This window comes from Pseudomonas sp. UMAB-08 (genome assembly GCF_900095225.1).
Lineage (GTDB): Bacteria > Pseudomonadota > Gammaproteobacteria > Pseudomonadales > Pseudomonadaceae > Aquipseudomonas.
In genome coordinates this window covers 257,700-281,370 of the sequence record NZ_LT607415.1, presented here as the reverse complement: position 1 = coordinate 281,370, position 23,671 = coordinate 257,700, and the positions used below count along the sequence as shown (strand labels likewise).

22 protein-coding genes, 1 tRNA gene and 1 pseudogene are annotated in these 23,671 nt (G+C 57.2%); 14 read left to right on the top strand and 10 right to left on the bottom strand.

From position 1 onward, the window contains the following. Positions 1-24 precede the first annotated feature (24 nt). The gene (locus K0F75_RS04390; protein WP_257604257.1) at positions 25-990 is read left to right on the top strand and encodes a LysR family transcriptional regulator; all 966 of its coding nucleotides are present in this window, start codon (positions 25-27) and stop codon (positions 988-990) included. Between the two features lie 11 nt (positions 991-1,001). Here K0F75_RS04390 and K0F75_RS04385 read toward each other — a convergent pair whose 3' ends face one another. Beyond that, positions 1,002-2,153, bottom strand: a complete 1,152-nt coding sequence (locus K0F75_RS04385) for an MFS transporter (RefSeq protein ID WP_219060628.1) — start codon at positions 2,151-2,153, stop codon at positions 1,002-1,004. 233 nt (positions 2,154-2,386) lie between these two features. On the opposite strand from K0F75_RS04385, the gene rarD reads away from it, so the two are divergent. Next, positions 2,387-3,271, top strand: coding sequence for an EamA family transporter RarD (gene rarD, locus K0F75_RS04380; protein ID WP_219060627.1), 885 nt, complete (start codon positions 2,387-2,389; stop codon positions 3,269-3,271). A 46-nt stretch (positions 3,272-3,317) separates the two neighbouring features. Here rarD and K0F75_RS04375 read toward each other — a convergent pair whose 3' ends face one another. From K0F75_RS04375 to K0F75_RS04350, 6 genes and pseudogenes are all read right to left on the bottom strand, one after another. Further along, entirely contained in the window at positions 3,318-4,598 is a 1,281-nt protein-coding gene (locus K0F75_RS04375; protein WP_219060626.1) for an OprD family porin, read from the bottom strand. A 133-nt stretch (positions 4,599-4,731) separates the two neighbouring features. Further along, positions 4,732-5,940: a benzoate/H(+) symporter BenE family transporter gene (locus K0F75_RS04370; protein ID WP_219060625.1), complete on the bottom strand. Its 1,209-nt coding sequence runs from the start codon at positions 5,938-5,940 to the stop codon at positions 4,732-4,734. A 58-nt stretch (positions 5,941-5,998) separates the two neighbouring features. After that, on the bottom strand, positions 5,999-7,336 hold the full coding sequence (locus K0F75_RS04365) for an aromatic acid/H+ symport family MFS transporter (RefSeq protein WP_219060624.1): 1,338 nt from the start codon (positions 7,334-7,336) through the stop codon (positions 5,999-6,001). 157 nt (positions 7,337-7,493) lie between these two features. Then, a complete protein-coding gene (gene zapE, locus K0F75_RS04360; protein ID WP_219060623.1) occupies positions 7,494-8,618 on the bottom strand; it encodes a cell division protein ZapE in 1,125 nt (374 codons plus the stop codon). A 149-nt stretch (positions 8,619-8,767) separates the two neighbouring features. After that, positions 8,768-9,061, bottom strand: a pseudogene (locus tag K0F75_RS04355) (isochorismatase family protein); the annotation flags it as partial. A gap of 28 nt (positions 9,062-9,089) precedes the next feature. Next, on the bottom strand, positions 9,090-10,013 hold the full coding sequence (locus K0F75_RS04350; protein ID WP_219060622.1) for a LysR family transcriptional regulator: 924 nt from the start codon (positions 10,011-10,013) through the stop codon (positions 9,090-9,092). Between the two features lie 117 nt (positions 10,014-10,130). Here K0F75_RS04350 and K0F75_RS04345 point away from each other — a divergent pair, with 117 nt between their 5' ends. The 8 genes from K0F75_RS04345 to K0F75_RS04310 all read left to right on the top strand — a co-directional run bounded on the left by K0F75_RS04345 (position 10,131) and on the right by K0F75_RS04310 (position 16,562). Beyond that, complete coding sequence (locus K0F75_RS04345; RefSeq protein WP_219060621.1) at positions 10,131-10,880, top strand: 3-oxoacyl-ACP reductase family protein; 750 nt, start codon at positions 10,131-10,133, stop codon at positions 10,878-10,880. A gap of 199 nt (positions 10,881-11,079) precedes the next feature. Then, positions 11,080-11,169, top strand: a tRNA-Ser gene (locus tag K0F75_RS04340). 954 nt (positions 11,170-12,123) lie between these two features. Next, the gene (locus K0F75_RS04335; protein WP_219060620.1) at positions 12,124-12,909 is read left to right on the top strand and encodes a transporter substrate-binding domain-containing protein; all 786 of its coding nucleotides are present in this window, start codon (positions 12,124-12,126) and stop codon (positions 12,907-12,909) included. A 56-nt stretch (positions 12,910-12,965) separates the two neighbouring features. Beyond that, positions 12,966-13,694, top strand: a complete 729-nt coding sequence (locus K0F75_RS04330) for an ABC transporter permease (RefSeq protein WP_219060619.1) — start codon at positions 12,966-12,968, stop codon at positions 13,692-13,694. Beyond that, complete coding sequence (locus K0F75_RS04325) at positions 13,691-14,401, top strand: ABC transporter permease (protein WP_219060618.1); 711 nt, start codon at positions 13,691-13,693, stop codon at positions 14,399-14,401. The genes K0F75_RS04330 and K0F75_RS04325 overlap by 4 nt, the downstream gene beginning before the upstream one ends. Positions 14,402-14,457: 56 nt before the next feature. Continuing rightward, entirely contained in the window at positions 14,458-15,222 is a 765-nt protein-coding gene (locus tag K0F75_RS04320; RefSeq protein WP_219060617.1) for an ABC transporter ATP-binding protein, read from the top strand. Positions 15,223-15,354: 132 nt separating this feature from the next. After that, entirely contained in the window at positions 15,355-15,585 is a 231-nt protein-coding gene (locus tag K0F75_RS04315) for a hypothetical protein (RefSeq protein ID WP_219060616.1), read from the top strand. A 554-nt stretch (positions 15,586-16,139) separates the two neighbouring features. Next, positions 16,140-16,562, top strand: a complete 423-nt coding sequence (locus K0F75_RS04310) for a glycine zipper domain-containing protein (protein WP_219060615.1) — start codon at positions 16,140-16,142, stop codon at positions 16,560-16,562. A gap of 175 nt (positions 16,563-16,737) precedes the next feature. On the opposite strand, the gene K0F75_RS04305 is transcribed toward K0F75_RS04310, so the two are convergent. Beyond that, a complete protein-coding gene (locus K0F75_RS04305) occupies positions 16,738-17,337 on the bottom strand; it encodes a hypothetical protein (protein WP_219060614.1) in 600 nt (199 codons plus the stop codon). Positions 17,338-17,459: 122 nt separating this feature from the next. On the opposite strand from K0F75_RS04305, the gene K0F75_RS04300 reads away from it, so the two are divergent. The 4 genes from K0F75_RS04300 (at position 17,460) to K0F75_RS04285 (ending at position 20,639) form a co-directional block, all read left to right on the top strand. Then, a complete protein-coding gene (locus K0F75_RS04300; protein WP_219060613.1) occupies positions 17,460-17,753 on the top strand; it encodes a DUF6388 family protein in 294 nt (97 codons plus the stop codon). Between the two features lie 194 nt (positions 17,754-17,947). After that, on the top strand, positions 17,948-18,640 hold the full coding sequence (locus K0F75_RS04295; RefSeq protein WP_219060612.1) for a crotonase/enoyl-CoA hydratase family protein: 693 nt from the start codon (positions 17,948-17,950) through the stop codon (positions 18,638-18,640). 185 nt (positions 18,641-18,825) lie between these two features. Then, positions 18,826-19,551, top strand: a complete 726-nt coding sequence (locus tag K0F75_RS04290; protein WP_219060611.1) for a 1-acylglycerol-3-phosphate O-acyltransferase — start codon at positions 18,826-18,828, stop codon at positions 19,549-19,551. Between the two features lie 116 nt (positions 19,552-19,667). Continuing rightward, positions 19,668-20,639 carry a magnesium and cobalt transport protein CorA gene (locus tag K0F75_RS04285; protein ID WP_219060610.1) on the top strand — a complete coding sequence of 324 codons (972 nt, stop codon included), beginning with the start codon at positions 19,668-19,670 and terminating at the stop codon, positions 20,637-20,639. 40 nt (positions 20,640-20,679) lie between these two features. Here K0F75_RS04285 and K0F75_RS04280 read toward each other — a convergent pair whose 3' ends face one another. Both K0F75_RS04280 and K0F75_RS04275 read right to left on the bottom strand, forming a co-directional pair. Further along, entirely contained in the window at positions 20,680-21,408 is a 729-nt protein-coding gene (locus tag K0F75_RS04280) for an amidotransferase (protein WP_219060609.1), read from the bottom strand. A 114-nt stretch (positions 21,409-21,522) separates the two neighbouring features. Then, positions 21,523-23,667 carry a 3-hydroxyacyl-CoA dehydrogenase NAD-binding domain-containing protein gene (locus K0F75_RS04275; protein ID WP_219060608.1) on the bottom strand — a complete coding sequence of 715 codons (2,145 nt, stop codon included), beginning with the start codon at positions 23,665-23,667 and terminating at the stop codon, positions 21,523-21,525. Between the last annotated feature and the right edge of the window lie 4 nt (positions 23,668-23,671).

Sequence of the window (23,671 nt, the reverse complement as noted above, 5' to 3'; positions counted from 1 at the left end):
CTTAAACAGCAAGGAACCGACTCGGTGAATCTCAAATTTCTGGAAACCTTCGTCTGGGTCGCCCGCCTGAAAAGCTTCAGGCTCACGGCAGAGAAACTGTTCAGCACCCAGGCGTCTATTTCCAGCCGCATTGCCGCCCTGGAGGATGAAATGGGTGTGCGCCTGTTCGTTCGTGATTCCAAGGGGGTTTCGCTGACCACTGAAGGTTTGCGCGTGCTGGAATACGCCGAACACATCATGGACACGATGCAGAGCATGAAAGACGCGATCAAGGACCCGCGACAGGTACGCGGGCGGATTCGTATCGGGGCGATGGATACGGTGATACACACCTGGCTCAGCCCTTTGGTAACACGCCTGATGAAGTGTTACCCGGCGCTGGAGATCGAACTGACCGCCGACACTGCCAGCAACCTGTGCGTGCAGTTGGAAAAGGGTTATCAGGACATTATTTTCCAGACTGATGTGCTGCGCTTCGACTCGGTGCGCAACACGGTACTGGCCCGCTACCCGATGCATTGGGTGGTGCCGACCGGCTCGGCCTATGACCGGCCTTACGCCTCGCTCGAAGAGCTGTCGCTGGAACGCATCGTGACCTTTTCGCGGAACTCACGCCCGCACCAGGACATCCTGAACATGCTGCACACAGCCAACATCGTGACGCAGCGCATCAATTGCGTGAACTCGGCCTCCGCCATCACCCGCCTGGTGCGCGACGGCTTCGGCATCGGTGCATTGCCAGCAGCGCTGGTGCGTGGAGAACTGGCGCAGGGCGTCCTGACACTGATCCATGACGTTCCCCTGCCGCCTGCCATGGACATCGTCGCCAGTTGGCGTACCGGCGCGGGCATGGAGCTGGTTGAAGACATCGTCAGCCTGACCCAGGAAGTCGTTGGCGAATTCGCAGCGCAACTGCCCTCGGAGGCACCGCACTACGTGTTGATCGGTGATCTGTTGGCGTCGTCGCTCCCAACGACACCAAGGTCCTGAACCTTAGTGGTTCATACCTTCAAGATACGCCCACTCACCGAAACACCCAGCAGCAACACGGCAACAATCAGAAAGGCCAGGCTCAGGCTGCTGGCGTGGGCGATGAAGCCAATGAGCGCTGGACCGGCAAGGATGCCGGCGTACCCCAGGGTGGTGATCGCCGGGACAGCCACGTTTTCTGGCATGACCTTTTGTCGGCCAACAGCGCTGTAGAGCACTGGAATGATGTTGGAACAACCGGCACCGACCAGCGCGTAACCAAGCAACGCCGCTTCCCACGAGGGGATCAGTGTAGACAGTGCCAACCCCAGCGCTGCGCACAGGCCGCCGAGAATAATGACGCGATTGGCCCCGACTCGACGAACGATGGCATCGCCAAAAAACCGGCCGAGGGTCATGGTCAGGGCGAACACCGCATAGCCCAGCCCGGCATAAGACGGATCGACATTACGCAAGGAACTGAGGAACACCGCACTCCAATCGAGCATTGCGCCTTCGGTGAGGAACACGGTAAAGCACAGCAAACCAATACACAGCACCACGCCGTGGGGCACGGCAAACGCCGGGCCATCGCTTTCGCTGCCATAGGTGAGGAAATGCGGCGAGGCTCTGAGCAGAGCAATGACCATAAAGGCAACCACCACCCACATCGCGATCAACGGCGAAGCACCCGCACTGAGCAAGCCACTGACCCCGCCAGCACCGATGATCCCTCCCAGGCTGAACAAGCCATGAAAGCCCGACATCATGGTCTTGCCACTGGCCCGTTCGACGATGATCGCCTGAATGTTCACCGTGCAGTCCAGTGCGCCCATGCTCGCGCCAAACACGAACAGCGTCGCCACCAGCAACGACAGACTGGAAACTGACGCCAGCAAGGGCAGGCACAGACAAATCAACACGCTGGAGACGATCAAGACACTGCGGCATCCGAACCGCGCCGCGAGCGCCCCTGCCAACGGCATGGCGATGATCGAGCCGACCCCCAAACACAGGAGCAATAACCCGAGAGTCCCGTCATTCAGCCCGACCCGCGCCTTGGCATAGGGCACCAACGGCGCCCACGCTGCGATGCCGAACCCGGCGATAAAAAACCCGATACGCGTGGAAAACTGTTCCATTCGGCCCGGGATAACCGGTGCCGCGGTGCTGATGGCCGTCATGGGGCGTCCTTCGATAACCCCGGGCAGGTTCAACCGGGCAATCGCAGCAGCCTAACAAAGCTCACGGCCTAACCAAATGTTTCGTTCCGGATTCACAGGAAAGCTGAACGGAGTCCGTCCTGTCCTGCCATGGAGGATCAGCTAGACTGTGCGCCGCTTCTCTCAAGGTTAAAACCGGAGAGCCCTTCACAAAACAAGCTCCCTATAAAAGCTTGAAGCCGCGCGAGGATCTTGTGTCAAAAGGTGTTGTACTGTCGGTTATGGCCTCGATCCTGTTCGGGGTCATGTATTTCTATACTTCGCTGATGCCCCCTCTGAGTGGTGAAGAGATCTTCGGTTGGCGCATGCTGCTCACCGTGCCCTGCGTAACGCTGTTCATGATTATCAGTGGTGATTGGCCGCTGGTTTGCCAAATCGGCCGACGCCTGCGAAAAAAGCCGACCCTGCTGATCGGCATGCTGCTGTCTTCGACGCTGCTCGGTGCGCAGCTCCTGCTCTTCATGTGGGCACCGCTGCATGGCCGGAGCCTGGAAGTGTCACTGGGGTATTTTCTATTACCACTGACGATGATCGTGACCGGCCGAATCGCCTACGGCGAACACCTGTCACGGCTGCAAAAAATAGCCGCTTTTTTTGCCCTGATCGGCGTCGCCAATGAGCTGTACCGGGTCGGCAGCTTCTCTTGGGAAACCCTGTTGGTGGCCCTCGGTTATCCAATGTATTTCGTGCTACGGCGCAGGTTGGGCAACGATAATCTCGGCGGTCTGTGGTTCGACATGACCCTGCTGCTGCCCATCGCAACCTGGTTCATCCTCAACGGTGACCCCAGCGCCGTCGCCGAACATCCAAGGCTGTACCTGTTGATTCCACTGTTGGGCATGATCAGCGCTTCAGCACTGGTCAGTTATATTCTTGCGAGTCGCATGCTGGCCTTCAGCCTGTTCGGCCTGCTCAGTTATGTTGAACCCGTACTTCTGGTCGGCGTCGCCTTGCTGCTGGGGGAAAGTATCGGCCGTGACGAATGGCTGACATACCTGCCGATCTGGCTGGCCGTGCTGGTATTGATGTTTGAAGGCAGCAAGCACTTGCTGGCCCATCGCCGCAGAAACGCCTCGTGAGGTGTCGCTGCCGGAGCCCATCAGGACTCCGACAGCAACGTCCGGATCAGAACAGCTTGATGGTATAGCTCAGGATCAGCCGATTTTCGTCGATGTCGGTGCGGTAGTTGGAACGCGCTGTCGCGTTGCGAATGCGCATGCCCACATCCCTGAATGGTCCGCTCTGGATCACGTAGCCAATGTCCAGATCACGCTCCCAGTCCTTGCCTTCGAAGCCCCGCCCGGTATTGACGTTATCGCCCTTGAGGTAGCGCGCGCCAACCACCAGACCCGGTAGGCCAATGGCGGCGAAGTTGTACTCGTCGCGCAGTTGCCAGGAGCGCTCTTTAGGGGCGGCGAACTCATAAGTCGGCACTTCGTTACCCAATGGCGAAATGTTGTCGCCAATACGCAAGAAGCCGTCTTTGCCATTGATCGCCTGATAGCCGACGTAAAAGGTATTCCCTCCGTGGGCGGCGGACATCAGCGAGTAAAACGCGTGGTTGTCGAGGCTGCCCGCTTTGCTCTGTCCATCATCCTGAGCGTCGTAAAAGCCCAGGTTCGCCCCCAGTTTCCAGCTGCCGAACGGCTCGATGTGTTTGAGGTTGTAGAAGCGTTGCTGGTAGATATCTTTGAGCTGGGCCTGCCAGATGCCGACCGTGGTGCGCTTGTCGTTGAAGGTGTAGTCAGCACCCGCGTAGTTGAAACGATCGGAGGTGATACTGGCGATACGCCGTGGGTTTGTCGGGTCATTGATCAGCGCGTACATCTGCTGGTCATTGGTGGAGTCGCGCAAGTTGGTAGAGCGCAATTGACCGGCATTAAGGGTCAAGCCTTCAATATCCGTGGAGACCACGCTGGCGCCCTGGTAGGTCGGCGGCAACAAGCGGATATCGCTGAACGCCAGTACGGGCAGATTGGGTTGCAGTTCACCCACACGCAGTTCGGTCTTGCCCACTTTCATTTTCAGTGTGCCAGCCACCTCGCTGTATTCGTCGGCGGATTGGCCGTCGGTGTGCAAGGGCAGTAAGCCGGTCTTCACCCGATCCCGACTGCTGTCGAGTTTGATCCCCAGTGTGCCGAGGGCATCCACCCCGAACCCCACGACCCCTTCGGTGTAGCCGGACTTCATGTTGAGAATGAAGCCCTGTGCCCACTCCTCGGCCTTTGACTGTTTGTTGGGGCCGACGATGCCGGAATAGTCGCGGCTGAAGTAGTAGTTACGCGCCTGCAAGGTTGCCGTCGAGTCCTTGAAGAACGCACTTTCGTCTGCACGCGCCACTTCGCAAAAACTACCGGCCACCGCCGCTGAAACCATTATTCCGATGACGCTCGCACTGTTTTTCATAGGGTCACTCTTGTTTTTATTAGGTCAAACGATCCCTATACCGTGGCGTGGGTTTAAAAACCGCGACAGTCAGTCAGAGATCGATGGATTGATGCGAGTAACGGACGCTCCCGATCCGTACCTTTTTACCTTGCTACCTTGCTTGTACCGGGGCCACTAGCGCCCCGGCTTTTTTCACTCTCCCAAACGTCAATAGCAGGTGTGCCAGGAGCCCGAAGATCAAGCCCCAGAACGCCGCCGAAAGCCCCAGCAATGACATGCCTGATGCCGTGACCAGGAAGGTAATCAGTGCGGCTTCGCGATCCTTGGGTTCGGCCATGGACCCGGCCAATGCGCCCGCAATAGCGGCAAACAACGCCAGCCCGGCCAGTGCCGCGATCAGTGCCTTGGGGAAAGCGCTGAAGATCGACACCAGGGTCGCACCGAAGATGCCCAGCAACAGGTACAACACCCCGCCCATCACTCCGGCGACATAGCGTTTGCTCTTGTCTTCATGAGACTCACGCCCCGTGCAGATGGCCGCGGTGATCGCTGCCAGGTTCAGCCCGTGGCAACCGAATGGCGCCAGCAACAACGTGCCCAGCGCCGAGCTGGCAATGATCGGGCTGGCAGGCGTGTGGTAACCGTCGTTGCGCAATACCGCGATGCCCGGCACGAACTGCCCGGTCAACGCCACCATCACCAGCGGCAAGGCGATATTGAGCAACGCATGCCAACTGAATTCAGGGCTGATCCACAGCGGTTTCGCCACATCGATCACCAGCGCAGAGCGGTTCAACTCCCCGGCTGCCACAGCGATCACGCAGCCCACAACCAGCACCGCCAACACCGCGTAACGTGGTTTCATACGCCTGAACAGTAGATAGGTGACAAACATCGCCAACACCATGAACGGCTTGTCCTTCATCGACACAAACAACTGGGTGCCGAAACTGAACAGAATCCCCGCCAACATCGCGGCCGAAATCGCCGCAGGCAGTTTGCCAACGATGCGGTCAAACGCACCGGACACGCCCACCAGCAGAATGATCAGGCTGGAGACGATATACGCCCCCACCGCCTCATTCAGACTGATGCCCGGCAGCAGCGCCACCAACAACGCCGAGCCGGGCGCCGACCAGGCGATCACCACCGGAACCCTGAAGCGCAGGCTCAAGTAAATGCCCAACACGCCGCTGCCGATGGAAATCGCCCAAACCCAGGACGACAGCACATCGGCAGGCAGTCCTGCGCTTTTCGCCGCCTGGAAGATGATCACCAATGGCCCTGCATAGGAAATAATCGTCGCGATAAAACCGGCGACGGCAGCGGACAAGGAGAAGTCTTTAATCAGTGTTTTCATGGTTTCCGTTGCTCGACAAAAAGCGATGTCTCGGGCAATACCCAGCTCCAGCACACGATCAGGACCGAACCTGGACCTCCACCGGTGCGACTACCGGCGATACCTGGCGCCGATAGACGAAGCACATCGCCAGCGCCGCCACTGCGCCAGGCACTGCGAAAGCCATGAAGTTGTAGTGCAACGGAAGGCCAATACCGAACAGCGCACCACCCAGAATCGGGCCGACGATGGCGCCGCTACGCCCCACGCCCGAGGCCCAACCCAATCCGGTAGAGCGGATGGCAAGCGCGTAGAACTGCGCACCCATGGCGTACAGCAAAATCTGCGAACCAATGGTGGTCGCACCGGCAATCGCGATCAGGCTGTAGAGCATCCAGCCCGGGCTGTTGAACCCCAACAGACTGATGGACACCGAGGCGATGGCGAAGAACACCACCAACACTCGCTGCAGGTTGAATTTATCGCCCAGCCAACCACCGCCAACAGCGCCGAATATCGCGCCGAAGTTCAGTACCAGCAAAAACATCAAGCTTGAGCCCAGGCCATAACCGGCGCTGGCCATCAACTTCGGCAGCCAGGAATTGAGCGCGTAAACCATCAGCAGGCAGCAGAAAAAGGCGACCCACAGCATGAGTGTGCTGAGCGCCCGTCCTTCGCGAAACAGCTGCAACACCGGGGCACCGTCAGCTTTTATCGCAGCCATCTGATACTGATCATCGGGCTGTGCGGTGTAACCCGGCTCGATGCGTTGCAGCACGTGGGCGACCTGCTGCCTGCGTCCCTCGCGGACCATGAAGCCCACCGATTCCGGCAAAAACCAGAGAATCAGCGGCAATAGCAGTAACGGAATCGCAGCGACGAAAAACACCGACTGCCACCCAAAACGCGGCAACAACACGATGCCCAAACCAGCGGACAACATGCCGCCCACCGAGTAGCCGCTGAACATGATCGCTACCAGCGTGCTACGGATTTTTTTCGGTGCGTATTCGCTCATCAACGCCACGACATTGGGCATGACGCCGCCGATGCCAAGGCCAGCGATAAAGCGGCAGATGCCAAATTCGGTGGGGTTGGTGACAAAGCCGTTCAGGACGGTGAAACCGCTGAACAGCGTGACGCAGATGGCGATGACTTTCTTGCGCCCGATCTTGTCCGAAAGCGGGCCGAAGAACAGCGCACCGAACATCATGCCGAACAGCGCATAGCTTCCCAATGCGCCAGCTTGCAAGGGTGTCAGCCCCCACTCGACCATCAACACCGGCAATACCACGCCGTAGATCACCAGATCGTAACCGTCAAAAATGATGATCAAGGCGCACCAGAACAGCACCAACCAATGAAAGCGATTGAACCTGGCCTCGTCGACCAGGGTGTGGACGTCTATTTTTCGCATGGCGGGACTCTTTTATTGTTGTTATCAAGGCCTGCCAAGGTTAGAAATCCAGCGGTCTGCGCAATATCCGTTTAGTGCAGACCTCTATCCGTTTCGTGCTGAACGGTTGAGACATGCACGATATGGATAGCAATAGCGCGATCAGAGGGTGCACCGATCATAAGGGGGCGAACCGCTCCAGCTGCATTTCCTGAAGGCGGCTCAGGGTGCGGCGGAAGGCAAAGGCCAGATAACCCTCGGTGTACAACTGCTCAAGCGGCACCTGCGCTTCGACATACAACGGCACGCGACGGTCATAGCATTCGTCGACCAGCGCGATGAAGCGCCGCACACCGTCGTCATGCACTGACAGCTGCGGCAGTTCCCGATCACCGGCGGCGACCTGCACGGCCGCGTCCTCAGTCCCTCGGGCGATTTTTCCTTCGCGCTGTTTGGCGCTCAGCGCAGGCACTTCGCTGATCAGAATCACCGAGAATCGGTCGCACAAATCAATGAAATCCATCGCTGCCAGCGGCTGTTCACAGACGTCGGCGTAACGGCACCACAGCACCTTCTCGCTGTGCTGCACCGCATTCACGCTGCGACGGCCAAACGCGACCGGCTCGCTCGACACCGTTTGACCCGCGCTCAGGCGTTTGAACACGTCACCCAGAACGCTCGGCTGATCCGGCTGGCTGAGCCAATAACGCTGATGCAATTGCCCCGGATGCAGACGATGATCTTCGCCACCGTCGACGCTCACCACCGTCATGTCACGGTTGATCGCGTCGATGGCCGGAACCAACCGCTGGCGGTTGAAGCCATCGGCATACAGCTGCTCCGGCGGTTGATTGGAGGTGGACACCAGCACCACGCCTTCCTCGAACATCACCTGCAACAAGCCACCCAGAATGATCGCATCGCCGATGTCACTGACAAACAGTTCATCGAAACACAACACCCGCACTTCCTGACTCAGTTCGCGGGCCAGCGCTCTCAACGGGTTGGCCGTGCCGGTTAGCTGGAACAACCGGATATGCACCCAACGCATGAAGTGATGGAAATGCTGGCGTCGGGCCGGCACTTTCAAACTCTCGTAAAAGCGGTCCATCAACCAGGTCTTGCCTCGCCCTACGGGGCCCCACAGGTAAACACCCTTGATTGGCGACCGGTGCTTGCTCTCGTGCAGCGCCACGTAGCATTCCTGCAACAACCGAACGGCCTTCAACTGCGCCGCATCGGGCTTGAATCCTTGCTCATCTATGGCCTGTTGATAGGCCTCCAGTGGGGACACGACATTCATCAAGAAAAATTACCGTCCAATTGTTAAACTCCCGAATCGCCTTTTCAGGTCTTCGACTGACCTTTTCGCGCCCGTCATATTTGCATAAAACGCAACGCTCGCCCCTCTCTTGGTATCCCGATATTCCGCATTCGTGGGTGCCAGCCTCATCAGGCCCGACTCATCCCAGCAAGAATTTCAGCAGTCGACAGCACCGTCGCATACTCGCCATGCAGGTTGCTCAACGACATAGCGTGTACCTCCTGTGCCGCATGCGGAGCGCCAAAGAAGTCGGCCTGATCAAATGTAAAACAGGCATCGTGAGGCACCAGCACCTCGAACCCCAGATTGCCGCCACTGCGCGCGGTCGACTCCACTGAGTTGTTAGTCGCTACGCCAACAACCACCGCCTGCGTTATGGAATCGGCACGCAGCCAGTTTTCCAGTGGTGTCGTGCAAAACGCTTGGCATGAATATTCATTGTGGGCCCCGTCATAGGGCGCTAAACACCTGCGCCAGTTTCTGTTGAGCAAACTGCTCGATTAAAAAATCGACAAAAGCCCGGGTTTTCCCAGGCAGCAGCTTATGTTCGCTGTAGTACAGCGAAATGTTGCCGTCATCGACGTACCACTCTGGCAACACTCGCAGCAAGGTGCCGTCGCACAAATACGGCGCAGCGAAAGGCATGCTCACCAGCGCGATGCCCAAACTTTGTTCGGCAGCGGCGCAGGCTGCTTCCGAATCGCTCATGGTCATGCGCAGTGTCAGGTTCAGCGGGCTGTGTTCCTGTGCCCGGTTGGTCAGTGGCCAGGAACGTACACGTCCCGTTTGCGGCGAACGAATCAAAATTCCCGCGCACCCTTGCAAGTCTTGCGGGTTGACCAGGGCTGGATGTTCAGCCAGATACGCTGGTGACGCGACCAACACCCGATGCGCCGGTGCGAGCCTGCGCGCGACCACACCTTGAGGCAGATCGAAGCCACCACCGATGGCCGCGTCGAAGCCTTGGCCAATCAAATCCACCTGACGATTATCGAAGTGCCAGTCTGGCGTGATCGCCGGGAAGCGCCGCAGGAATTCACCCAGCAAGGGCACGATATAGAGGCGACCAAAGACTGTGCCCATGCTGACCTTGAGCGTGCCGGCCGGCTGCCCCTCGACGCTGGCCAGATTAGCGACGGCATTCTGAATGGTATTGAGGCTTGCGCTGACCTCACCGAGGAAGCGCTGACCGGCTTCTGTGAGGGTCAGGCGACGCGTACTGCGCTGGAACAGCCGGACACCGAGTCGGGCTTCCAGCTTGGCGACACTCTTGCCCACCGCTGCTGGCGTCAGACTCAAACGACGCGCAGCTTCGGCGAAACTGCCGACCTCCGCACTGCGGACGAAACACTCGATGCTACTGAGGCTTTCCATGTCGCCACTCTAAACTTTTGGTTTACACAGACTAGCGCAACTACCCGCTACTCAGGATGCAATCAGCCGTTGATACTGGCCACCAACGACCTACCCACTGAACCTTTGGAGAACAGCATGACCCCTCAAGCGAACCTCACTCACAAAGTGGCCCTTATTCAAGGCGGCTCTCGCGGCATCGGCGCAGCCATTGTCAAACGCCTGGCAGAACAAGGCGCTGCGGTAGCCTTCACCTATGTCAGCTCGCACGCCAAAGCCCGGGAACTGCAAGACAGCATCACCGCCAAGGGCGGCAAAGCGCTGGCCATCCAGGCCGACAGCGCGGATGCCGAAGCGATTCGTCGTGCCGTGAAAACCACCGTCGACACCTTTGGCCAACTGGACATTCTGGTCAACAACGCAGGCGTTCTGGCCATCGCGCCACTGGAAGACTTCAGCCTCGAAGACTTCGACAAAACCCTGACCATCAACGTGCGCAGTGTATTCATCGCCTCCCAGGAAGCCGCACGGCACATGACGGAAGGTGGTCGCATCATCAACATCGGCAGCACCAACGCCGACCGCATGCCCTTCGGCGGTGGTGGCCCCTACGCCATGAGCAAAGCGGCGCTGGTCGGCCTGACCAAAGGCCTGGCCCGCGACCTTGGCCCGCGCGGCATCACCATCAACAACGTCCAGCCTGGCCCGGTCGACACCGACATGAACCCGGCCGAAGGTGACTTTGCAGACTCACTGATCCCCCTGATCGCAGTCGGTCGCTACGGCAAAGCCGAAGAAATCGCCAGTTTCGTCGCCTACCTGGCAGGCCCGGAAGCCGGTTACATCACTGGCGCAAGCCTGACCATCGACGGCGGCTTCGGCGCCTGATCCCTGTTGAAGGACAGCCCTGGACTCGGCCCCGGACTTCGAACAGACGCCGGGGCCGAGTCGTATCTGTGCCGATCACTACGCCGATGACCGCATAATTTGCTTAAGCACATGAAAATTCTGAAAAAAACTTTTGCCTTCGTCAAAGGTTTCGACTACATTAGCGCGCCTCGACAGACTGAATGGTTTGACGAGATACGGTGAGGTGTCCGAGAGGCTTAAGGAGCACGCCTGGAAAGTGTGTATACAAGAAATTGTATCGAGGGTTCGAATCCCTCCCTCACCGCCATATTAGAAACACGCTAAAGCCCTGATTTTCCTAGCGAAAGTCGGGGCTTTTTCGTTTCCGTCCGTTTATTTAGGGCATTTTTAGGGCAAAAAAGACGACTTTCAGCCCGGACTAGTCCGCTTTAGGCCCCCTCCCCGGCGTCCTGCCGATCAAACACAACCTACCTTTTCACGCTGAGAAAAATGCTCCACATCCTTTAAATCGTCTATACACAAAGGGTCACTAAGGAGGGATTCAAAGTGCAATTTTTATGGTCTCTATTCGCCCCGCGCCATAAATATCGAAATTTTGCCATGCTCGATCAGCAAGGTGTGTGCCTGGCCTTCAAGCGGTGTTGCCTGTCACCTGGCGATAACTGGGTAGAAGTCGAAGAAATTTGCCTCGGCTGGCTCCATAAGCCACTCCCCTCCAGCGCCAGGGTCATACCTTCGAACGCCAAAAGCATATCAGTGCGATCCACTCACGCCAGAGGGCGTCATTGATCAGTCGTCACTGCTGACATCAACTCCCGCTCATCCTCGGTTTACTACTCGAACTCAGCCCGTAACGACCCCGTCTACCGAACGTAATCCCTCGCACTCGCTCATTTCAAATTGTTACCGGACGCCCCAGCCTGGGCTAAAACCCTGCCTCGGTAACAGCAGCAAGCGCGTTTCAAGAACCTTCGATAAATTTTATACCCTCTCAAAAACCGCGTTCTAGAGAGCTCCCAGCTATTTCTAAAACGTTCTTGAGCTCCCACCCAGCGAGTTGGCCGCCTGATTGCATAGGCTTGTACGTACAAGTAAGCATGTGTGCAGATGCGTAAGCGCCAGAAGGGTCGACGCACAGGTTTGTTTTAAAACCCTGGCTCGGGATTTTGGTTCGGAAATTTCTACGTTCATAGCGTCATAAGCGTTCCCGTAACAGTACTTATGCGTCACAAGCGCTCATATTGATTTTAGGAATTGAATAATGAAAAAAACATTACTGACCCTTTCCGCACTGACCTTATGCATGGTGGCTACCGGTTCCGCGCTGGCCAAGGAGTACAAGGAACTGCGCTTCGGCGTCGATCCGTCCTACGCACCTTTCGAGTCCAAAGCCGCCGATGGCAGCCTGGTGGGCTTCGATATCGATCTGGGTAATGCGATTTGCGCCGAACTGAACGTTAAATGCAAATGGGTCGAGAGCGATTTCGACGGCATGATTCCAGGCCTGAAAGCCAACAAATTCGATGGCGTTATCTCGTCGATGACCGTTACAGATGCGCGGATGAAGGTGATCGACTTCTCCGAAGAACTGTTCTCCGGCCCGACTGCACTGGTGTTCAAGAAAGGCGCCGGCGTAACCGCCGACACTGCAACACTCAAAGGCAAGAAAGTCGGCTATGAGCAAGGCACCATTCAGGAAGCCTACGCCAAGGCCGTACTGGACAAGGCTGGTGTAACAACCCAGGCCTATGCAAACCAGGACCAGGTTTATGCCGACCTGACTTCCGGCCGCCTCGATGCTGCCGTGCAAGACATGCTGCAAGCTGAACTGGGCTTTTTGAAATCACCAGCCGGTGCAGGTTTCGAAGTCAGCACGCCAATCAACGATCCACTGCTGCCGGCAAAAACCGCAATCGGCATCTCGAAAGGCAACAAAGACCTCAAGATACTGCTGGATAAAGGTATCAAGGCGTTACACGACGATGGCAAATATGCAGAGATCCAGAAAAAACACTTCGGCGATATGAATCTCTACAGCGGCAAATAATGCCCCGGCGCCCCTCCTCAAGATGGGCGCTTTTTTGCTTGCCAAGGGCCTGACCAATGTTCGAAAACCTATTACATACTCTGGGACTTTCAGCTTTCAGCCTTAAGGGCTTTGGCCCCCTGTTGCTGGAAGGCACCTGGATGACCATCAAACTATCGATACTGTCGCTACTGTTGAGCGTTCTACTCGGTCTGATCGGCGCCAGTGCCAAGCTGTCCAGCTCGTCCCTGCTGCGCATTCCAGCGCAGCTCTACACCACCCTGATTCGTGGGGTGCCGGATCTGGTCCTGATGCTGCTGATTTTCTACAGCCTGCAAACCTGGCTGAGCAACCTCACCGTGGCGCTGGACTGGGACTATATCGAGATCGACTCATTCAGCGCCGGGATCATTACCCTGGGGTTCATCTACGGCGCCTATTTCACCGAGACCTTTCGCGGTGCGATCCTCGCCGTGCCTCGCGGGCAGATGGAAGCCGCAACGGCCTACGGCTTGAGTCGCAGCCAGCGCTTTCGCTTCGTGGTGTTCCCGCAAATGATGCGCTTCGCCCTGCCCGGCATCGGCAATAACTGGATGGTGATTCTCAAAGCCACCGCGCTGGTCTCGATCATCGGCTTGGCCGATCTGGTCAAGGCCGCCCAGGATGCCGGCAAAAGCACCTACCAACTGTTCTACTTTCTGGTACTCGCTGCCTTGATCTACCTGCTGATTACCAGCGCGTCGAACTATGTCCTGCGCAGGCTGGAATACCGTTATGCCGCAGGCTCCCGGGAGGCGGTACGATGATCGAGCTTCTACAGGAATACTGGAAACCGTTCCTTTACAACGACGGTTATCACATCACCGGGCTGGCCATGACTTTGTGGCTACTCAGCGCCTCGATCTTCATCGGTTTTCTGGTGTCGATCCCGCTGTCGATTGCCCGGGTTTCAACCCACGTTTGGGTACGCTGGCCGGTTCAGTTCTATACCTATCTATTTCGCGGTACACCGCTGTATATCCAACTGCTGATTTGCTATACGGGGATCTATAGCATCGCCGCAGTTCGCGCTCAGCCAGTGCTTGATGCGTTCTTTCGCGATGCGATGAACTGCACGATTCTCGCTTTTGCCCTGAACACCTGCGCCTACACAACGGAGATTTTCGCCGGGGCAATCCGCAGCATGGCCCACGGCGAAGTCGAAGCGGCAAAGGCCTATGGCCTGACCGGCTGGAAGCTGTATGCCTATGTGATCATGCCGTCGGCACTGCGCCGCTCGCTGCCGTACTACAGCAATGAAGTGATTCTGATGCTGCATTCGACCACCGTGGCCTTTACCGCGACCATCCCGGATATTTTGAAAATTGCACGAGACGCCAACTCGGCGACCTTTTTGACCTTCCAATCGTTCGGAATTGCCGCACTCATCTACTTGAGCGTCACCTTTGCACTGGTCGGTTTGTTCCGCTTGGCAGAACACCGATGGCTGGCGTTTCTTGGCCCGGCTCACTAGGACGTCAACTGCACCCGCAGCGGCTATCTACTTCCCTCTTGAGGATGCTTGCACACATGTACAAACTGACCATTGACGGCCTGCATAAAAGTTACGGCAGCCACGAAGTACTCAAAGGCGTGTCGCTGAAAGCCAAAACCGGTGATGTGATCAGCCTGATCGGCGCCAGCGGTTCGGGCAAGAGCACGTTTCTACGGTGTATCAACTTTCTCGAAACACCCAACAGCGGCAACATGAGCCTGGACGACCAGCAGATTCGCATGATCAGTGATCGACACGGCATGCGCGTCGCCGACGACGCTGAACTGCAACGAATCCGCACCCGTCTGGCGATGGTGTTCCAGCACTTTAATCTGTGGAGCCACATGACCGTGCTGGAGAACATCACCATGGCCCCGCGCCGAGTGCTGGGGGTCAGCAAAAAGGATGCAGAGGATCGGGCGCGACGCTATCTCGACAAGGTTGGCCTGCCGTCCCGTGTCGCCGATCAATATCCGGCGTTTCTGTCTGGCGGTCAGCAACAGCGCGTCGCCATCGCCCGGGCCTTGGCCATGGAGCCGGAGGTCATGCTGTTCGACGAGCCCACCTCGGCGCTCGACCCGGAATTGGTTGGCGAAGTGCTCAAGGTCATTCAGGGGCTGGCCGAAGAGGGCCGCACCATGATCATGGTCACCCACGAAATGAGCTTCGCTCGCAAAGTGTCAAACCAGGTGCTGTTTCTGCATCAAGGGCTGGTCGAAGAACAGGGAGCACCCGAGGACGTACTGGGCAACCCCCAAAGCGAGCGGCTGCGGCAGTTTCTCAGCGGCAATCTGAAGTAAGCCCCACCCTCCGCGCACTACCTTTGAGCGACTGGCACGTTGCTCAAAGGGCTGATCAAGGACAGGGTCACTGGATTCGACCGGCACCCAATCAAATTTGCTAGGCTCAGCCTTCCATACAGGAGGCCACCCATGACTCTCGAAGAAATGAACATTCCTCTACCGATCAAAATTCAAGCCGCCGACATCATCACGCGCATTGAACAGTCGACTGGAATTATCGATGCGACGATGGCTGGAGGGATCGCTGAAGGCTTTGTCCTGGGTATCGTCTGCCTCAAGGCAATGCAGCCCAAGGATATCGATCAGCTGGAAACGCTGTTCAGTCAGGCCAGTGACCGGAAGATGGCGGGGTTGAAATAGCCGCTCCTGTCCGTGGACGGTGGGAGGCTGCCACACTTTCATGCGTACTCTGTCGATCAGCCAGGCACGCGTTCCTCACACGCCACTGGAATGCATCAAGACCGCGCGGGGGAAATGCGAGTTTCAGATGGCTTCACTCCATGGTGGGCACTTAACACACTCCAGGAGATATCTCCCTGATCCGACGTAGACAGCCAAGTGACCATGCCCCATACCAGGCCCAGCCAAAGCACTCCCAAAACCATCAACATCCTTATGAAGGCTCGCGTGGTCATGATGGCAACCCGTTTGAATGATACTCATCATGCATCAGTCTCCTTCTAACCGTTCAACTTTGTTCAAATAAGTTTCATTCCTGCAAATAGCCTGTATGCGTCGAACAGAGGACGACATGCATAGAGACGATGGACGACCCGCCAATCCTGTATCGTGTCAACGCTCTGCGCGAGACACTGTATTGCCTCGTCATCTAGTCCGGCTCAGCGCCGGGCTTTTTCATTGTTTGCCTACTGCACTAACCCACAACGTTGTACCTATCTTTTGAGGTTGAAATCATGCGTTTGACACTGCCCGTACTAGTTTTAGGGCTTCTTGCTGCTCAAGGTGCCATGGCTGCCGGAGATGGCACTGCTGCTATTGGTGGCGGGCTTGGCGGCGCGCTGGGAAATGTCATCGGTCAACAGATGGGCGGAAGCACTGGGGCGGCGGTTGGAGCAGGTGTCGGCGGTGCGGCAGGCAGTGCTGTAGGCGCTAAAAGAGGCAACAAAACCGAAGCGGCCATTGGCGGCGGTATCGGTTCGGCGGGTGGCTCGATAATCGGCAACAAGCTCGGCGGCACGACCGGATCAACCATCGGTGCAGGCCTCGGCGGTGCGGCAGGCGGAGCCCTTGGCAACAACATGGCCGATGACGGCGGCAATAATCGATCCGACGGGAAAAGACACGGCCACAAGCGCAACAAGCATAAACACGACTGAGTCGTTTTTGATTGATCGCGCGCGGCGCCTGATCTGTCGACGCGCTCGCTATAGCCCGGCCCAGCGCCGGGCTTTTTCATTCTGCCCCGGCGTATAGCCCTGAAGCACCCACCGACGAGGGCGAGGCGGAACCTGACTGAAAGGCCTGATGGTGAGCTGGCCGGCTTTTTTGGCGCTATTCCTGCCCTAACGAATAGAGCAGGGAAAGCCCCAAATGCAGGATTGCATCGTCTGACCGGTTTGAAAGCGAAGCCCTCAGGCTGATCAGTTCACCCCCTTCATCCCCGGGATGGACCAGGCCTTGCAGGGTGATACGCAGTGCCCACACTTGATGCCAAAACGGCTCATCCTCAGGGTCGTTGTTCAGCTTTTGAATCACATACTTCCCGTACAGCCCGGTTTCACGGGTGAATACCCTGAAATGGGCTCTGGCTACGCCGAACGGCGACTCGATATGCCAGGCAGTGCCATCCCCAAGAGTTTCGAAGGTCACCCCCAGTGTTTGTCTGGAGTGGTCGTCATCGAAAAGCGCCTTCAGCCTCGCCGTCAACCTGGCAGCATATTTTTTTAGCTGGGCTGACTCTTCCACAGTGGATGTGACTGTGGCCCAGTGTTCTTCGGGTATCGACAGGTATCTCATGGCAACCTCCGGCGCTGCTTGAACGCTCACTGTGCACCTTCCTTGTATCAACTTGGCAGCCGCCCTAAAGCCCCATACTCGCCGCAGGGTTGGACGCTGCACGTCCATTCCAATACTAGGCCAAGAAGTGATCATGGATCGGGATCCATGGTTCAGAAGTTGATCCTCACTCAGTACGACGACCGAGACTCGTTTCCGGTGTAACCTAACGCCGGTTGTCGCATAGCTCGACGTTAATCTGCCAGAGGAGACGAAGCATGAACGCATTAGAGTGGAACGAAGTCGCGCTGGCGAAATTTCTCGCTACCAACTCTTTCTTGCAGGAAGAGATCGAAAACCTGAGCCCCGAGGAACAAAAGCAACAGACCCACTGGGCCTTCGAGGACGAGGCGGAGTCTCAAGGTATCGAGCCTTGGGAGCTGGCGTTGCAACTGGTTGCAGAGTCGCCTGAACAACTTAAGACAATGCGCCTTGAAGCCCATAAACAAGTCGCCGAAACACTCGGCATGAACTGGGCGGAGTACTGCGAGCTGAACGATATCGAGGAGTGATGAGCCTCAAGGTGATCCATCGTTGAAAAAACGTGTTGCCGCACGCGCACGACTGACCGTTGCGGCAGCGCGTTTTATCCAGTGATTCGGCGCTGAGGCAGGCTCAAATCCTGACTCACCAGTCATCCATAGCGCTTTACCTTGGCGTCGCGGGTGGGTAACGTCTGCCCCACTTAAACACAAGGAATCGCGTCATGAGTGAGCTGATCTCGTATCACCTGGAAGACGGTATTGCCACGCTGACCTTGAGCAATGGCAAGGTCAATGCTATTTCCCCGGAGGTGATCGCAGCGTTCAACTCGGCGCTGGATCAGGCCGAACAGGATCGCGCGGTGGTGATCATTACCGGGCAGCCGGGGATTCTTTCGGGCGGCTATGACCTCAAGGTGATGACGTCCGGCCCTGAGAATGCAATCAGCCTGGTCACCGCCGGTTCGACTCTTGCTCGCCGGCTTTTAGCGCACCCGTTCCCGGTGGTGGTTGCCTGCCCTGGGCACGCGGTGGCCAAAGGCGCATTTTTGCTCTTGTCGGTGGATTACCGGATTGGCGTGGACGGTCCGTTCAGCATCGGCTTGAACGAAGTACAGATCGGCATGACCATGCACCATGCCGGGATCGAATTGGCGCGTGATCGCCTGAGCAAATCGGCCTTCCATCGGTCGGTGATCAACGCCGAGATGTTCAATCCAAAAGGCGCTCTGGATGCAGGTTTCCTCGACAAGGTTGTCAGCGCCGAAGAGCTGCAAAGCGCCGCACGCACAGCGGCCTTGCAACTGAAGAAACTCAACATGGTCGCGCACAAGAACACCAAGCTGAAAGTGCGCAAGGCGCTGCTTGAGGCTCTCGACCAGTCCATCGTGCTGGATCAACAACACTCAGTGATTTGATCTTTAATCGGTTGAAAAAGCCTGATTTTTTACGCGGGCTTTTCAACCGACCGCTCTAGCGCAAGCCTGTCCCGGCACAAGAAATATCTCCTCAAACAATCACCCCTGAGTAGCCCCGCTCGGCAATTGCCGTCCCCAGTGCACATCCGTACACTGCGCCACCTTTTGTCTTGGTGGGCCAGTTGATGCTGTTGGTGTTTCGCATGTTGTTAATGGGCCTGCACTTTATTGCAGCGGGTGTACTGGGCGTGTTGTTAGGGCTGTGCCGTCCTTTCAATCCGGACAACAGTCGTTTATGCGCGCGCATTTACGCCTGGCCTGCGATGTGTATTTTACGTTTGCGCCTGAAGGCCGAAATGGGCCCGTTGCTCAAGCAATCGCAACCGTGCGTGATCATCGCCAATCATCAGTCGAACTACGACCTGTTTGTCCTCGGCAATGTGGTCCCTCCACGCACCGTTTGTATCGGCAAAAAAAGCCTGAAATGGGTGCCATTGTTTGGTCAGTTGTTTTGGTTGGCGGGCAATGTCCTGATTGATCGCGGCAACGCCCACAAAGCCCGGCAGTCGATGTTGACCACGACCGACACCTTGCAGCACAAAGACACCTCTATATGGGTCTTCCCGGAGGGCACGCGCAACCTCGGAGAAGACTTGCTGCCGTTCAAAAAGGGTGCATTCCAAATGGCGATCGCTGCCGGAGTGCCTATCGTGCAGGTATGCGTCAGCAGCTACATCAAACACATGCAACTCAATCGCTGGCGCGCGACCCGAATAATGATTCGCTCATTGCCCGCCATCCCGACCGTAGGCTTGAGCCTGGATGACGTGCCCATACTGATGGCCCGCTGCCGCGAGCAGATGCAAACCTGTATCGCCGCCATGGACAAACAATTGCTCGAGGCCCGTTGAGTCGGGCCTTTTATTGCCCGCGAACCCGCACGATATTGCTGACTCTGACCAGGCAGACCACGTTAAGCTAAGCGCTACGTGCCACTGCCATCCAAAAAAGAAGAAGCGATACCACTATGGGCCGAGTCGTTGCTGCCGCGGTTTACAGCGCCGGAAAAAAAGTCACCAACATTACCCTGGACGAGGGTGCCGCATGGGCTGCGAAGCCCGGACATTTCGTCTGGATTGGCCTGGAACAACCCAATGCCGAGGAACTGACCAATCTACAACGTCAGTTCAATTTGCATGAACTGGCCATCGAAGATGCACTTGAGACACACAGCCGACCGAAGCTCGAAACCTTTGGCGATGCATTATTCATCGTCACGTATTCCCCTGTCCGCGAAAACGGCAAGCTCGAATTCATCGAGACGCATATCTTCGCTGGCAAGGGCTACATCATCACCGCCCGTAACGGCCATTCGAAGTCGTACGGGCTGGTGCGCCAGCGCTGTGAAGCGCGGCCGTTGCTGCTCGAGCATGGTGAAGATTTCGTGCTGTATGCGCTCCTCGACTTCGTCACAGAGTGCTATCAACCCGTTACCGAGGCTATCCACGGCGAACTCGACGCACTCGAACACGGTGTGCTGAGCGGCGCGATGAACGAAGTCGATATTCAGCGCATTCACAGTCTGCGCCGCGATCTGCTGCGGTTACGCAGGTACGTGGCGCCCATGGTGGAGATTGGTGAAGAACTGCAAAAACTGAGCTTCCCGTTTATCGACAAGAACATGCGCCCGTACTTTCGCGACGTGGAAATTCACGTCACCCGGCAAATGGAAGATTTGGCCAACCTGCGCGACATCGCCAGCCAGACCATCGAAATCGGTCTATTGCTGGAGTCCTCGCGGCAAAGCATCGTGCAGCGCAAGTTCGCAGCCTGGGCGGCGATTTTGGCGTTTCCGACGGCGGTTGCGGGGATCTACGGGATGAACTTCCAGAACATGCCGGAGCTGGGTTGGCAGTACGGCTATTTCGCGGTGCTCGGGTTTATCTCGACGGGTTGCGTGGGGTTATATGCCAGCTTCAAGCGCTCGGGATGGTTGTAGCGCACCTGCTCGACAGCAACAGAGCAGGTGCGATTACCTCTCAATCCACCTGTGTTTCAGGCTTGTGCGCCACAAAACGCATCATCCATTCGGCCACTGTCGTGCCGTGGTGGTCGTGTTCCAGGCTGGCGATGCCGCTGTTGTAGATCTGCTCACCCAGGTGCTGCTGGCGGATTTCCAGCAAGGCGCGGGAGTAATCGTGGATGAACTCCGGGTGACCCTGGAAGCACAGCACTTGATCATTGATGTGGAACGCGGCGAACGGGCAGAATTCGCTGAAGGCGATTACGGTAGCGCTTTCCGGGAGTACCGTGACTTGATCCTGATGGCTGATGAGCAACGTCAGTTCGTCGATAGCCGGACTCATCCACGGTGTCGCCGGGGCCAATTTATAACGGTGCGTACCAACGCCCCAGCCTTGGTGGGCACGTTCGCTTTTGCCACCCAACAGCAGCGCCAACAATTGATGGCCGAAGCAGATACCCAGCAGCTTGTCGCCTTGCTCGAACCGCTGCAGCAGGTAGGTTTTCAGGGTTTGAATCCATGGGTCGCTGCCGAATGAGTCGGCTTTGCTGCCGGTGATCAGATACGCGTCAAAACGCTCAGCAGCAGCAGGGTAATCACCGTGCATCACGTTGTAGACGCTAAATTCTGCCGGAATCGGCTGACGCGAAAACAACCGTTCAAACATCTGCCCATAACCCTGATATTGATCGACCAACTCCGGACGCAGGACGTCGGTTTCCAGAATGCAGATGCGTAACGACATAAAAAAGTACCTGACACGGTAAAGGCAATAGTGCACGGGCAAAGCCTGCCTTGAATAACCACATCAAGGCAAGTGCCCACGCACTATTCGTGCACTCCAGTTTCGCGCGTGCTCTTAAAACAATTGGTTCTGCGCAGCTTTATCCAGCAACAGCGCCGGTGGCTCGAAACGCTCACCGTACTGCTCGACCAGATACTGCGCGCGAGCAACAAAATCCTTGAGCCCGTACTGGTTGATGAATTGCAGCGCGCCACCGCTCCAGGCGGCAAAGCCGATGCCGAAGATCGACCCAATGTTGGCGTCGGCGGTGGACAACAGCACGCCCTCCTCCAGGCAACGCACGGTTTCGATGGCCTGAATGAACAGCAAGCGATCGCGCACATCCTGCGCGGCAATCTGCCCATCGTTTTTTTCGAAGCGTAATTTCAGTTCCGGCCACAAATGCTTGGGCGCGCCTTGTGGGTAGTCATAAAATCCACCGCCTGCGGCCTTGCCTGGGCGTTTGTACTCATTGAGCATCAGGTCGACCACCGCGAACGAAGGGTGTTGCGGCACGGGTTTACCCTCAGCCTCAAGATCCTTGCGCGCCTGTTGGCGAATGTGGCTCATCAGGCTCAACGACACTTCATCGGACACTGCCAGCGGCCCTACGGGCATACCGGCCTTGCGCGCTTCGGTTTCAATCATCGCCGCCGATACGCCTTCGCCAAGCATGGCAATGCCTTCATTGGTAAAGGTTCCGAACACCCGCGAGGTGAAGAAGCCCCGACTGTCGTTGACCACGATTGGGGTTTTCTTGATTTGCAGGACGTAATCGAAACCCCGGGCCAGGGTTTCATCGCTGGTGTTGGCACCCTTGATGATCTCCACCAGTTGCATCTTGTCCACCGGGCTGAAGAAATGCAGGCCGATAAACCGGTTCTCTTGCACAATCGCCTTCGCCAGGCCGCTGATAGGCAAGGTCGAGGTATTGGACGCCATGACAGCGTCACGCAAGGCAACCCGTTCCGCTGCCGCCGTGACAGTGCCTTTGAGCGCACGGTCCTCGAACACGGCTTCGATGATCAGGTCACAACCGTGCAGATCGGCATCCAGTTCCGTGGGCAGGATGCGGGCCAGAATCACATCCCGCTGCTCGGCGGTCATTCGCCCACTGGAGACCTTCTTGTCCAGCAACGTGGCAGAATGGCTTTTGCCCTTCTCAGCAGCGGCCTGACTGACGTCTTTGAGTACCACCTCGATACCTGCCGACGCGCTCACGTAAGCAATGCCCGCGCCCATCATGCCGGCGCCTAACACGCCAACTTTTTTGGTCTGATTAACCGGAATACCTGTGGGGCGTGATCCACCGGCATTGATTTCATTGAGCTGAAACCAGAAGGTGCCGATCATGTTTTTCGCGACCTGACCGGTGGTGAGTTCGGTGAAGTAGCGTGTTTCGATGATCTGCGCCGTATCGAAATCCACCTGTGCGCCTTCTACAGCAGCACACAGAATTTTCTCAGGTGCAGGGAAACATCCCTGAGTACGGCTTTGCAGGATCGCCGGCGCAATGGCGAGCATTTGCGCGACTTTCGGGTGTGAGGGCGTGCCACCGGGTATCTGGTACCCGGCCACATCCCAAGGTTGCTTCGCGGACGGATTGGCGACGATCCACGCGCGGGCCTTGGCCAGCATGTCGTCGCGGTCGCTGGCGATCTGGTCAATCAGGCCTGCTTGCAGTGCCTGTTGCGGACCGATTTTTTTACCTTCAAGCAAATATGGCAGGGCTTTTTCCAGACCGAGCATGCGCACCATCCGCACGACCCCGCCGCCCCCCGGCAAGAGGCCGAGGGTGACTTCCGGCAGGCCGATCTGAACACTGTTGCTGTCCAGGGCAATGCGATGATGGCAAGCCAGGCAGATCTCCCAACCGCCGCCCAGCGCGGCGCCATTAATAGCGGCCACCACCGGTTTGCCCAAGGTTTCGAGCGTGCGCAGCTGCGCCTTCAGGTTCAGGACCATCTCGTAGAACCACTGCGCACGGGCCTTGTCGACCTGGATCAGTTCGTTGAGATCGCCACCGGCGAAAAAGGTTTTCTTCGCCGAGGTGATGATCACCCCGGCAATCGTGTCTTTGTCGGCGTTCAGTCGGGTGACGATGCTGGCCATTGCATCGCGGTACACCGCGTTCATGGTGTTGGCGGTCTGGCCGGGCATATCGATGGTCAGGACGACAATCTGATCCTGGCCCTTCTCATAATGGATGGCGTCAGTCATGGGT